Below are 12,694 nucleotides of genomic sequence, written 5' to 3' on the forward strand. Positions count from 1 at the left end.
GCGTCGGGCCGCTCGCGCGAACAGGCGGGAAAGTCGCGTGATCGGCGGCCCTGTCGGCCGCAGCACTCAGGAAGCCGCTTTCCGTGCACAAAGGGCGCAGCTGTCCGGACCCTCGCGGTGGCTGTCCACGACATCACGCACCGCGTCGTTGACCCGATAGGTCGCCTCGGCGTGGATCTGAGCCATGAGTGCGTCATCGACGAGGCCGCGCTCTCGTAGTGCCTGTTCGTAAGTCGTGACTGGATCCTGGACCGCGCCCGCGCCCGGAGTTGCTGCCTCGGGCGGGCCGGCCCACATCGTCTGCACCTCGACGAGGAAGGGACCCTCACCTGCCCGGGCCCGTCGTACCGCACGTCCGGCGGCCGCACAGGCGGACTCGACCGCGACACTCGTCACGCAGACACTCGGGATGCCGTAGTCATGCACGTGCCCGGCGGCGGGGTCACCGGTGGACTCGGATGCGGCGGCGAGGCGGTCTGTGCAGAGGAGAAAGACGACCGGCAGCTTCCACAGATGGGCAAGCTGCGTCGCCGACCGGAAGCCCTCCTCTGTCGACGTGGCCTGGTCCACGATCGCGACCGCGACCCGATTCGAGCCCTGCTCCTGATAGCCGAACGCCCGTCCCAGGGCGGGAAGATATCCGGCGCCTTCCGCGCTCGGACCCGACGTCCGCAGGCCGAGGACCGACCATGGAACGCCGCCCTCGGATTCCTCCGGCGACTGATGGCCGTGCGCGGTTCCGATCGCCTCGCCCACCACGCAGCGCAGGTCGATTCCCCGCGCGATCGCGAGATAGTGCGGTTGCCGTGGTGCGGTGACGGAGTCGTCGGAGTTCAGGTGTACGCCGAACCCTGCCGCCATCGGCTCGCAGCCGAGCAGACTGCTGCGCACACCGTTCCGCCGGACCGGCCCATCTGCGTCGGCCCGCCCACCTGCGCCGGCCCGCTCGGCCACGTCGGTCCGTCCACCGGTGCCGGACTGCCACTCGCGCGCCCTGGACGGTACCTGCACCGCCGCGGTCGTCGCCCGCCTCGCGTCGGCCTCGCGCCGGATCGCATCGTGGAATGTCCGGAGCAGGACCATCGTTCGCAGCAGATCGACCCGCACGGCGTCATCGAGCGCCGGGTCCTCGTGCATGTCTACTCCCTTGCTCCTTCTGTGAAGAAACGGTCAGCGCAAGGGGTGGGTTGCGCAATGGGGACAATTCGTCCGGTTTTGTTCCTGCGACGGCGGGTGGCGATCATCAGCTGGCCCTCGGCTGTGTACGTGTGACCTGGGAGATCCGTTGCGGGCTGACGCCGAGCATGATGGCCGCGTCGCGTACCGACACGTGCTGTGCCACCAGCCGGCGTGCCGTGGCCGTGGTCGAGGAGTGGATGGCGTCGGCCAGTTCGCGTGCCCTGGATCGGAGTGCGCGGACCCGGGCGGCTTCGTCGTCGAGTACGCGGTCACCGGTGTGGAAGTGCCAGTCGAGGACGAGAGAGGACCCGGTGTCGTCCGGAAGCCGCGCCGTCCGCACGATGATTTCCCGCACCCGGCGGTTGAGTGCGGGAAGCGTGCGCGCGGTGGTCTGGGCGCCTTCGATGCCTGGCACGTCGGCATGCCAGGTCGTACCGTCGCGGGAAACCACGACGCGATACGTCGATTCGGTGATGTCGGCCAACCCCTCGTGACGAACGTGAGTGCCCACTCACGTTCGATTCGCCCGCCGTTGCCTGCCGGGGTGCCTCGTATGTCTAGCCGGTAGACAGGAGGGCGTCAAGCCATCGCAATGGGCCTGCCGGGTCGTGTTCAGGGCCAGACGTGGTAGGTCTCGACGTCCAGCCAGGCGTCGAACCTCGGGTATTTACGCTCCGGATAGGGCTTGCCGGTGTAGTGCCTGGCGAGTCGGTCGATGCCGGCGAGATCGGAATCGGGTTCGAGGGTCACGGTGCCCTGAACGCTCACGTGCCGGTACCACGAGTCGCCGTCCAGCACCGTCAGGGAGACGCGGGGGTTGGCGCGGATGTGCTCGAGGCGCTTCCGCCTGGCGTCGAGGTTGAGCAGAATGCGCGCGCGCTCCTCGTCCCAGAGATACCAGGTCGCCACCGAGACGGGCGTACCGTCCGGGCGGACAGTGGCCATGACGGCCGGGTTGGGCTGCTTCAACAGCTCGATGACGTCAGGGGAGAGTGGCGGCTTCGGCATGTGGACTCCTTCGTACGTCTGGAAAGTCGGACGCCGGTAGGGCGCCATCACGACAGGCGAACCACTCTGCCCCGCCGGGCTATTCCAGGGGCGTCGTCGGGTCCGGCAGGTGTGGGAGTGCTGGTGAGTGGGGAACCGAACGCACGGTTGCGCCATCGGGCAGTGAGGGTGCCAGGCGGGCTACAACCTTCGTCGCATCCGGCGGTGACCGTTCGGCGGACGCCCGAAGCAGCGTCGCCACCCAGGCTGGGACCATGACCCTCACCAGACGACTCCTCCTCACCAGCCTTGTCCTCGTCCCGACTGCTGCCAGCACCTCGGCGTACGCCATTCCCGCTCCCCCAACGACCGCGCCCGCTTCGGCAACGACCGCGCCCGCTTCGGCAACGACCGCGCCCGCTTCGGCAACGACCGCGCCCGCTCCGGCAACGACCGCGCCCGCTTCGGCAGGCACCGCCGCCGACTCGATCCTCGGCTCGCCGTCTTCGGCGATCCGCGAGCGTGCAGGCGTACGCGCGGAGGAGTCGCTGCGCCCCCGCCTGCCCGAACCCACCGGACCGCATCGCGTCGGCACCACCGAACTCCACCTGGTCGACCGCGACCGCCGCGACCCGTGGGTGGCGGATCGGCAACGGGAGCTGATGGTCGGCGTGTGGTACCCGGCGCGTGCCAGCTGGCCAGGGAAGTCACCGACGACTCCGTACTTCCGGCCGCACGCCGCCGAGGCCTTCGGCGCGAGCGCCGACATGCAGCTCGGCCTGCGCCCCGGACAGGTGGACTGGGCGGGGATCCGTACGCACGCACGGACCTCGCCACCCGTCCTCGCCCGACCCGGCGGTCGCCCCGTTGTGGTGTTCTCGCCGGGCGCCCGCATCCCCCGTGCGCTCGGCACCGTGCTGGTCGAGGAACTGGCCAGCCGTGGTTACGTCGTGGTCACCGTCGACCACACCCACGAGGCGCCGGTGGAGTTTCCCGACGGCCGGCTCGAGCTGCCGGCAACGTTCGACGGCACGCCCACGGAGCGGAACCACGTGGCGCTGGCAGCGCGGGTCGCGGACGTGCGCTTCGTCCTCGACCAGCTTGGCGTGCTCGCGGCGGGTGGCAATCCCGACGCCGACCGGCGGCGACTACCGGACGGTCTCGGCGGGATGCTCGACCTGACCCGGGTCGGGATGTTCGGCCACTCCGCGGGCGGGTTCGCCACGGCTGAGGCGATGCTGGTCGACCGGCGGATCGACGCGGGCATCGACATGGAAGGCAGCATGGCGTACAGCTTCGAAGACAACGACCTCGGCGATGTCGTCGGGCACGGTCTCGACCGGCCGTTCATGCTCATGGGTGCGGGCCTCACCAGCGGGCTGCCACACACCCACCGTGACGCACCTGAGTGGCGCGAGTTCTGGGCGAACTCGACCGGGTGGAAGCGGGACCTGTACGTCGCCGAGGGCGAGCACTTCACGTTCGCTGACCAGCAGGTGCTCCTGCCACAGATCGACGCGGCCTATGACGTGCCGCCCGAGCGGGTGTCGGGGTCGATCGGCACGGTGGACCCGGTACGGGTCACGGCCTCGGTGCGGGCGTACGTCACGGCCTTCTTCGACCAGCACCTGCGGCACCGGCACCAGCGCCTTCTCGACGGGCCGTCGCCGCGGCATCCGGATGTGACGTTCATCCGCTGAGCGCACTGGTCCGCCCGCGAGAGGCGCCGGCCCTCCGGCGAGATGACTGACCGGTCCAGGACCGCCCTGTGGCCGGGCCGTGTTCCGCGGGCGGGATGTGTGGAAAGGTTTCCACACATCTGTGTCCTGGACCGAACGACAGATGTGGGAGGGCCGATGGGACGGCTTCGGGTTGGCGTCGTCGGGTGTGGGGGAGCCGCGACGGGGCACGCGCAGACGATGGCCAGTACGGCGGAGTTCGAGATCGTCGCGCTGGCCGAGCCCAGCCAGTCGAATCTCGAGCTGTTCCGATCGCGGGTTCCGATGGTGGCGGAGGTCCCGTCCTTCGCGTCCGCCGAGGAGATGTTCGAGGCGGTCGAGTTGGACGCCGTCACGGTCGTCACGCCTCACACACTGCACTTCCCGATCGTGATGAGCGCGATCAAGCGGAGCCTGCACGTGCTGTGCGAGAAGCCCCTCACGTGTACGGCGAGAGAGGCGCGGGAGATCGAGGCGGCGGCCGAGGCGGCGGGCGTCACCGTGATGGTGCGGTACCAGCGCCGCTTCGATCCTGCGTACACCTTCATGCGGGAGACGATCGCGGGCGGCGAGCTGGGTGAGCTGCGTTCGATCATCATCACGTGCGGGCAGCGGTGGCTGACAGGCACGGCCGGCACGTGGCGGCAGGATCCGGCGCTGTCCGGCGGCGGCATGCTGATGGACAGCGGCTCCCACCTGGCCGACATGCTGCTCTGGCTCGTCGACCGGCCGGTGGCGTCGGTGTCGGCCCTCGTCGACCAGGTGGGGTCGCCCGTCGACATCAACACGACCGCGACCGTCGCCTTCGCCGGCGGCGTCCAGGGACAGCTCGCCGTCGTGGGCGACCTGGCGACGACCTGGATGGAGACCGTCGTCGTCTCCGGGTCGGACGGGCTGCTGCGCTACGAGGTGGAGCCGCAGCATCCGTGGCGGACGGGGCGGGTGACGTTCGCGCGGGGGAAGTCGATCGAGCAGCGGCTGGACCTTCCGCGCACGCCCGACCTGCACGAGGCCTGGTGGTCCGCGATCAACGGGGAGACGCCGAACCCGGCGCCGCCGGCGGCCGGGTTGCGGGTCGCCGAGCTGAGTGAGGCCATCTACCGGTCGGCCAGCCTCGGCGAGACGGTCCGCCTCGACGGTCGATAAGGGCGGGTCCATCCCGCGCTAGCGGCTGCACCGGGCCCTGTCGTTCATGATCATGCGTGGGAAACTGTGGTTTCTGGCGCTGGGGAACGCCCCTTTCCCACGCATGATCATGAACCGCACGCCCCGCACCGTCTCCCAGGGACGTACGTACGCCTGCGACCCGCTGCGTACGCCTCCCGCGTGGTCAGGCGGCCGACCGCTACGTCGAGTGGCGTAGCGACGGAGCCGCTTCCCGAGTGACGCTCGCCGAGGCAGGATCGGGGAGCCTCGATGGCATGAGAAATCCCGTCGAGACCACCGCGCTGACCAAGCGCTACGGCCGTACGCCGGCGGTCGAGGAGCTCAGCCTGACCGTCCAGCCGGGCGAGGTCTACGGCTTCCTCGGCCCGAACGGCGCCGGCAAGACCACGACCCTGCGGATGCTGCTCGGACTCGTCCGACCCACGAAGGGCAGCCTGCGGCTGTTCGGCAACCCGCCCGGAGCAGGTCACCTCGACCGGGTGGGAGCGCTGATCGAGGGTCCGGCGTTCTATCCGTACCTCTCCGGCCGGGACAACCTGCGGGTGCTCGCGCGCCACGCGGGTGTCGCCCGACGCCGCGTCGACGACGTGCTCGAGACGGTGGACCTGGCTGAGCGGGCGCGGGACCGCTACGCGAAGTACTCGCTCGGCATGAAGCAGCGCCTCGGCCTCGCCGCGGCCTTGCTGAAGGACCCTGACCTGCTGATCCTCGACGAACCGACGAACGGCCTGGACCCGACCGGGATGGCCGACATGCGTGTCACCCTCCGCAGACTGGCCGACGCCGGCCGGACGGTGCTGCTGTCGAGCCACCTCCTCGGCGAGGTCCAGCAGATCTGCGACCGCGTGGGCGTGATCTCGCGCGGCCGGCTGGTGGCGCAGACGACCGTCGCCGATCTGGGCAGCGGTGGCGCTCTCCGCATCGTCGCCGACCCGCTCGACGTGGCGCGCGATCTCGTCGCGACGCTCGCCGGCCCGGACCTCGTACGCGTCGACGGCGAAGCGCTGGCGGTGGACATCGACGCCGCCAAGGCCGCCTGGATCAACACCGAACTCGTCCAGGCCGGGATCTCCGTCAGCGAGGTCCGCTGGAGGGAGCCCGACCTCGAAAAGATCTTCCTCGAGCTGACAGGAGAGCCGACCCATGTGGGGTAACGTCCGCGCCGAACTCGCCAAGCAGGTGCGCCGGCCCGCCGCCTGGCTGCTGCTGGCCATCGGTGTGCTGCTGAGCCTGACGTTCGCCTATCTCATTCCGTACGCCGGTTATGCCGGTGGCACCTCGGGCCCGCCGAACAGCGACCGTGGGCTGGCCGCCATGGTGCCGGATGCGTTCGTCGGGAACGCGATCGGCGGGACGCCCGTCTTCGTCGGGGCGCTCGCGCTGATCTTCGGGGTCCTCGTGACGGGTAGCGAGTACGCCTGGGAGACCTGGAAGACCGTCTTCGCGCAGGGGCCGTCCCGGTGGAGTGCGTACGCCGCCAAGCTGGTGACGGTCGCCGCCGGGTCGCTCGTCCTCGTCGGCGCGCTCGTCTGCGTGTCCGCCGCCGCGAGCGCCCTCGTCGCCGTCGTGGAGGACCAACCGCTCGACTGGCCGAGTGCGACCGACATCGCGCTCGGAGTGGGCGCCGGCTGGCTGGTCACGATGATGTGGGCCGCGTTCGGCGTGCTGCTGGCCGTCCTGCTGCGGTCGGTGGCGCTGCCGGTCGGGCTCGGACTGGTGTGGCTGCTCGCGATCCAGAACCTGCTCGCCGCCATCGCGGCCCCTCTGCTGGACTGGGTGGCGGAACTGCAGAAGGGCCTCCCCGGTCCGAACGCCGGTTCCCTCGTCGCGACGCTCGGCGCATCGTCGGACACGCCAGGGGTGGCCGAGCTCGTCGGGTCGGGCCAGGCGACCCTCGTGGTCACGGCGTACCTGCTGGCGTTCACGATGGTCGGTGGCTGGCTCCTGCATCGCCGCGACATCGGGTAGCACCGGACATCCAGTGAGGACTGCGGACAGATGAGACTCTCGAGATCGCTGATCGGCGACATCGCCCTCGCGCTCGTCCTCACCGTGGTCGGGCTCGGCGGGACGACGTCGGCGAATGCGTTCATGTCGCCCGACCGCCCGATCGACGCCGTGGGCTTCGGCCTGGTGATCGCCACTGCACTCGTCCTGTCCGTACGGCGGCGGTGGCCGCTCGTCACGCTGGCAGTGGCGACGCTGTGCTCGTCGACCTATCTCGTGCTCGGTTATACGTACGGACCGATCCTCTTCTCCTTCTTCGTCGCGGTCTACACGGTGGCCCGGCATCTGCCGCTCGCGCGGGCCTGGCCGCCGTGCGCGCTCGCCCTGGTGATCCTGCTGGCGCACATCTTCACCAACAGTGCGTCGCTGCCGGGGTTGCTCGGCGTCATCCCCGGTTCCGCGTGGGTGGTGGTGCCGTTCGCGATCGGCGTGACCGTACGCCTGACTCGTGAGGCAGCGGCTCAGGCCCGCGCCGAGACGGTCCGCCAGCACGTCGACGAGGAGCGGCTGCGGGTGGCGCAGGAGGTGCACGACGTGGTCGGCCACGGGCTCGCGGCCATCAAGATGCAGGCCGACGTCGCCCTGCACGTCCTGCCGAAGCGCCCCGAGCAGGCGGAGGTCGCGTTGAACGCGATCAGCCGGACCAGCACCGCGGCCCTCGACGAGCTCCGCGCCACACTGGCGGTCGTCCGGAGGACCGGAGCGGATCCCGAGCGGACACCCGCACCCGGCCTGGAGCGGCTCGACGAGCTTCGCCAACGCATGAGCGACGCCGGAGTCGACATCCACCTGGAAACCGACGGCGAGCGCCGCGCCCTTCCGGCGGCCGTCGAACTGGCCGGTTACCGGGTCGTCCAGGAGTCGCTGACGAACGTCCTCCGGCACGGCGCGGCGAAGGTTGCCAGCGTGCGGATCGGTTACCAGACTGACGCCGTGACGCTGGCGATCTCCAACCCCGCGGGAGCCGTACGCAGCCGCGGCGGTGGGCTCGGCATCCCAGGTATGCGGGAGCGCGTCGAGGCACTCGGCGGGGAGTTCACCGCCGGACCCACCGACGATGGACAGTTCATGGTGCGGGCGTCGATCCCGACAGGAGGTGCGGCGTGATCAGGGTGCTGATCGTCGACGACCAGGATCTGGTCCGGTTGGGCCTTTCGACTCTGGTGGACAACGAGGACGACCTGGATTTCGCGGGCGAGGCCGGTGACGGGCTCGGTGCCGTTGCCGCCGCACGGGACCATCGGCCCGACGTCATCCTGATGGACATCCGGATGCCCGGCGTCGACGGGCTCGAGGCGACCCGGCGGATCTGCGCCGATCCCGAGCTGGCGGGTACGAAGGTGATCGTGTTGACGACGTTCGAGCTCGACGAGTACGTCTTCGACGCGTTGCGCTACGGCGCAAGCGGCTTCCTGCTCAAGGACACCAAGCCGAGCGAGCTCCTGCAGGCGATCCGGCTCGTGGCCGAGGGAGGCGCGCTGCTGTCGCCGTCGGTGACGCGACGGGTGGTGCGGGAGTTCGCGTCCCGGTCACCGCGCGCGGTCAAGCCGCACCCGCAGCTCGACACCCTCACCGACCGCGAACGGGAGATCGTCGGCCTGGTCGGCGAGGGACTCAGCAACGACGAGATCGCGGAGCGGTTGGTCGTGAGCCCGGCGACCGCGCGTACACACGTCAGCCGGGCGATGATCAAGCTCGCCGCGCGGGACCGCGCCCAGCTCGTGGTGTTCGCCTACCAGTCCGGCCTCGTCAGCTAGTGGCCGTTGTGCTGCAAATGACCACGCTGCCCATGCGTTCGGAACCTGGGATAGGTATCGGCACCTGTCCAGCTACCGGGGGCCTGCTCAGCGTGGTCATTTGCAAGAGCAGGGGAGATGTCGGTGATTGCTGCGCACCGAGGCGCGTCCGGTGACGCACCGGAAAACACCCTTGCCGCATTCGAGGAGGCGCTCGCCCAGGGCGCCGACGTCATCGAACTCGACGTACGACGGACCGCGGATAGGGAGCTGGTCGTCTTCCACGACGCGAACCTGAGGCGGACAACCGACGCCACGCAGGTGTTTCCTGATCGTGCACCGTGGCGGGTGCGTGACTTCACCCTTACCGAGCTACGGCGCCTCGACGCCGGTGGCTGGAACGACGAGCGGTTCGCCGGTCAACGGATTCCCACCCTGGACGAGACGATCGACCTCGTGGGCGACCGCGCCCGGCTGCTGATCGAAATGAAGCGACCGTCGGAGGACGAGGGCCTGGTCGCCGCGGTGGCGGCATGCCTCGACCGGCATGGTCGCGGCGGTCCGCTCGACGCCTCCGGCGACAGCGGCAGGTTCGTGGTGGCGTCGATCGAACGAGAGTATGCGTTTCGCTACAAGGAACTTCGTCCCGAGGCCACGGTGGCGGCGTTGACGGTACGCGCGGACACGGACCTTGCGGAGCTGGAAAGGATCGCCCAGTACGCCGCGTTCATCGGCACGGGGCAGGCGCGGTTCCCGCAGGAGCAGGTCGAACGCGTCCAGGCTCTCGGTCTCGGTGTCCTCACCAACACGAGCACGGCCGCGGACGTGCGCCAGATGATGCCGCTCGGTATCGACGGCGTGATCACGGACCATCCGGGCCGGATGCTCACGGCGCTGCGGGAGGAGCGGGCGGTCTGGATCGAGGTCGAGTCGCTGGAGCCAGGGTGCCGGTCCAGCTGTCCGGTGGAAGTCCAACTCAACAAGGGGATGAATGGCGGCAAGTGGTCGGGCGACGCCCAGCTGCTCGTGCGGGCGACGGGCCCTGGCGACACGGTGGAGGTCGCCTTCGACACGAGTGGACTCGGATCCCGCAACCTCGGGTTGACGCTGGGCGGATCGCCCGCCGGAGGCATCCATCAGCTCTCGCTCGACGGTGAACCGCTCGGCCCGCCCGTCGACACCTACCGTGCCTCGGTGGCTCGGCAGACGCTGACCTTCCCCCACCTCGTCCTGGCCGAGGGTGCGCACGTGCTCCACGCCCTCGTGACGGGGCGGCATTCCTCCTCGACCGGGTTCGACCTCGGCCTCGACGTCCTGGAGCTCCGCGCGGCAGTGGCCAAGTAGCTGGAACGCAAACCGCGACACCCTGCCCGACAACGTGCGGGAGATGCTGGAGTAGCGGTTGAACCTCGACTCTGCGGGCCCCGCTCCTCAGCTGGTGTGGGCCTGCTCGTCAGCGGGCACCGCCCGCTCGCGGGACCTCGAGCCCGCTTCGTCGTGGTGGTCTGGGCCGGCCAGCAGGTGGTCGCCCAGAGGTGTACGCATGGAGAGCACCTCGCGCCCGACCCGCTGGGAACGGACCAACCCCGCCGAGCGCAAGGCGGCGAGCTGCTGGGCCACGTGACCGGCGGCGATGCCGAGCTCACCAGCCGCCGCGGTCGTCGACACCGGTCGGGACAGGGCCGCGAGCAACCGGGCCCGCGTGCGTCCGAGCACCGCGACGATCGGTGCTGGGACACCCTTGCGCGGCTCCCACACCTGGGCGACGTCGTGGGCGCGGTACCACACGGTCGGTGGGCTCGGCGGATCCGTCGCGCCCCCGAGCCGATGACCGGCGAAGACCGACGGCATGAGGACGAGGCCCTCGTCGTTCATCGAGACCTCGGCTGAGAAGGGCCGGCGTACCTCGAGGGTGTCCCGTCGCCAGCGCACACCGTCGGGCAGTCCGGCGAACGCGAGGCCCGGCCCACCCCGCGCCAACGCCCGTGCGCGGCGGGCGACGTCGGCCTCCAGACATGCCCGGATCCGCGGCCAGTCAGCCCGTAGGGCGACGTCCCAGAATGCCGCGAGTTCCTCGGCCGCGCGGTCCCGGACGAGCCCGGGCGCCCGGATCAGGGCACGGGCCTCCGCCCATCGATGCCGGCTGGTGCCGGGCGTGAACCAGTGCTGGATCAGTCCGAGCTCGGTGCGTACGCGCGTCAGGGGAGTACGCCGGACAGCGGACAGCTCGGCGTCGATCGACTGCGGCTCCCGACCCGCAGGCGGAGCGAGGAAGTCGGGCGTGTAGTTGTGCGGTGGGATCAGGGCGTAGAGAAACCGCAGGTCCAGGTCGGATCTGTCGATGGCCTGCTGAGTCACGCGACGCCACGAGGCGTAGACCGGATGGTTGGCGCGGGTCAACGGATGCAGGAGCCGCAGAGCGTTGCGGGCTTCGAGAAGCGGCGAGTAGCCGAACCTGGTCTCGGCCAATGACGTCGCGGTGAAGACGTACCGGATCACAGCTGATGATTCTGCCTCAGCAGAATCATTGGATTCCACCGGCGCCGGAACCAACGATTTCTCGTTGCCGCACGACAGTCTGACTCTCTGGGGAGAGATCGTGTCCACACCGTCCGCGCCACCTCGGCACCGTCCTGGCTGGATGCGTGCCCTCATCGCCGTCGTCGTCATCGACATGGTGGGCAGCGGGCTGTATCTACCCGTGTCGCTGCTGTACTTCACCAAGGTCGCCGGGATCTCGTTGGCGACGACAGGGCTGTGCCTGTCGGCGGCGCAGCTCCTCACCCTGCCGCTCCCACTGCTTGTCGGTCGCCTCGTGGACCGGTTCGGATCCCGCGCGGTCGTGCTCTGCGGGCTCCTTCTGCAGGCCGGCGGCTTCGCCGGCTTCCTCCTGGTCAGCGAGGCCGTCACCCTGTTCGTCGCAGCGGGCCTGGCGGCGGTCGGGCAGCGTACGTACTGGTCGTCCATCTTCACGCTGATCGCCGACCTGGCGTCCTCGGCCGACCGCGACCATGCCTATGCGAAATCCAGCGCCGCGCAGAACGCCGGAGTCGGTGTGGGCGCGCTCCTCGCCGCGGCATTGCTGGCGGTCGGCGACGAGTCGGTGTTCCGCCTGGTGATCGTCCTCGACGCCGCGACCTTCGCCCTGTCGGCGCTGGTTCTCTGGCTTCGGATCCCACGCCGTACGCACGACAGCGGACCTTCCTCGTCGGCGGGCCGGGCGTCCGTGGGCGGCCCACTGCGGGACCGACCGTTCCTCGTCCTGGTCGCGGCCAACACGGTTTTCGCCTTGTGCAGTGGGCTTCTCGGGCTCAGCCTGCCGGTGTACGTCGATCACCTGCTCGGCAAGGCGAGCTGGGCAGTCGGCGTACTGCTGGCGCTGAACACGGCCGCGCTCGCGCTCTGCCAGACCGTGGTGGTGAAGCGACTCGCCGGGCGCCGGCGTACGCGGGTGATGTGCGTCGCGGGCCTCGGCTGGGCGGGCTGGGGTGTCCTGATGGCGACTATGTTCGCGATCCCGGTCGAGTGGGTGGTAGTGGCGCTGTTCCCCGTCACGATCCTCTACACCGTGGCGGAGTTGCTGCACGCGCCCGCGTCGAACGCACTCGCGTCGGAACTGGGCCCGGAACGGGAGCGCGGCAGGTACATGTCGACGTTCCAGTTCTCGTTCGCGCTCAGCGGTGTCGTGGCGCCGGCGTTCTTCACCCAGCTGTTCAGCTGGCAGCCGGTCGCGCTGTGGCTGATCGTCTGCGTGGCGGCGCTGGCGGCGGGACTGGCCGTGGTGGCGCTGGAGTCACGGCTGCCGGTCGAGGCCGTCGCCGCGCGGTCCGCAGAGTCCACGCCGGTCGGCTGACCGGCCCCGCGCAGCTGGCAGCTGCCAGCCGCAACTATCCGGTCAGC

The 12,694-nt window shown here is 70.0% G+C and carries 12 protein-coding genes; 8 read left to right on the forward strand and 4 right to left on the reverse strand.

All coding sequences use genetic code 11. The features are described from left to right. Positions 1-66: 66 nt before the first annotated feature. From ABNF93_RS26765 to ABNF93_RS26775, 3 genes are all read right to left on the reverse strand, one after another. Entirely contained in the window at positions 67-1,137 is a 1,071-nt protein-coding gene (locus ABNF93_RS26765) for a thiamine pyrophosphate-dependent enzyme (RefSeq protein WP_349330956.1), read from the reverse strand. A 106-nt stretch (positions 1,138-1,243) separates the two neighbouring features. Then, the gene (locus ABNF93_RS26770; RefSeq protein ID WP_349330957.1) at positions 1,244-1,690 is read right to left on the reverse strand and encodes a type II toxin-antitoxin system HicB family antitoxin; all 447 of its coding nucleotides are present in this window, start codon (positions 1,688-1,690) and stop codon (positions 1,244-1,246) included. 101 nt (positions 1,691-1,791) lie between these two features. Next, the gene (locus ABNF93_RS26775) at positions 1,792-2,187 is read right to left on the reverse strand and encodes a PPOX class F420-dependent oxidoreductase (protein WP_349330958.1); all 396 of its coding nucleotides are present in this window, start codon (positions 2,185-2,187) and stop codon (positions 1,792-1,794) included. Positions 2,188-2,441: 254 nt separating this feature from the next. On the opposite strand from ABNF93_RS26775, the gene ABNF93_RS26780 reads away from it, so the two are divergent. From ABNF93_RS26780 to ABNF93_RS26810, 7 genes are all read left to right on the forward strand, one after another. After that, positions 2,442-3,866, forward strand: coding sequence for an alpha/beta hydrolase family protein (locus ABNF93_RS26780; RefSeq protein WP_349330959.1), 1,425 nt, complete (start codon positions 2,442-2,444; stop codon positions 3,864-3,866). A gap of 156 nt (positions 3,867-4,022) precedes the next feature. Continuing rightward, entirely contained in the window at positions 4,023-5,030 is a 1,008-nt protein-coding gene (locus ABNF93_RS26785; RefSeq protein ID WP_349330960.1) for a Gfo/Idh/MocA family protein, read from the forward strand. A gap of 275 nt (positions 5,031-5,305) precedes the next feature. After that, on the forward strand, positions 5,306-6,205 hold the full coding sequence (locus ABNF93_RS26790) for an ABC transporter ATP-binding protein (RefSeq protein WP_349330961.1): 900 nt from the start codon (positions 5,306-5,308) through the stop codon (positions 6,203-6,205). Beyond that, positions 6,195-7,019 (forward strand): ABC transporter permease, encoded by an 825-nt coding sequence (locus ABNF93_RS26795; RefSeq protein WP_349330962.1) that lies wholly within the window; start codon positions 6,195-6,197, stop codon positions 7,017-7,019. The genes ABNF93_RS26790 and ABNF93_RS26795 overlap by 11 nt, the downstream gene beginning before the upstream one ends. A gap of 30 nt (positions 7,020-7,049) precedes the next feature. Continuing rightward, on the forward strand, positions 7,050-8,165 hold the full coding sequence (locus tag ABNF93_RS26800; protein ID WP_349330963.1) for a sensor histidine kinase: 1,116 nt from the start codon (positions 7,050-7,052) through the stop codon (positions 8,163-8,165). Then, positions 8,162-8,815, forward strand: coding sequence for a response regulator transcription factor (locus tag ABNF93_RS26805; RefSeq protein WP_349330964.1), 654 nt, complete (start codon positions 8,162-8,164; stop codon positions 8,813-8,815). The genes ABNF93_RS26800 and ABNF93_RS26805 overlap by 4 nt, the downstream gene beginning before the upstream one ends. A gap of 123 nt (positions 8,816-8,938) precedes the next feature. Further along, positions 8,939-10,138: a glycerophosphodiester phosphodiesterase gene (locus ABNF93_RS26810; RefSeq protein WP_349330965.1), complete on the forward strand. Its 1,200-nt coding sequence runs from the start codon at positions 8,939-8,941 to the stop codon at positions 10,136-10,138. An 87-nt stretch (positions 10,139-10,225) separates the two neighbouring features. Here ABNF93_RS26810 and ABNF93_RS26815 read toward each other — a convergent pair whose 3' ends face one another. After that, the gene (locus tag ABNF93_RS26815; RefSeq protein WP_349330966.1) at positions 10,226-11,293 is read right to left on the reverse strand and encodes an ArsR/SmtB family transcription factor; all 1,068 of its coding nucleotides are present in this window, start codon (positions 11,291-11,293) and stop codon (positions 10,226-10,228) included. Positions 11,294-11,393: 100 nt separating this feature from the next. Here ABNF93_RS26815 and ABNF93_RS26820 point away from each other — a divergent pair, with 100 nt between their 5' ends. Then, positions 11,394-12,647, forward strand: a complete 1,254-nt coding sequence (locus tag ABNF93_RS26820) for an MFS transporter (RefSeq protein ID WP_349330967.1) — start codon at positions 11,394-11,396, stop codon at positions 12,645-12,647. Positions 12,648-12,694 lie beyond the last annotated feature (47 nt).

This window comes from Actinopolymorpha sp. B9G3 (genome assembly GCF_040120725.1).
GTDB lineage: Bacteria > Actinomycetota > Actinomycetes > Propionibacteriales > Actinopolymorphaceae > Thermasporomyces.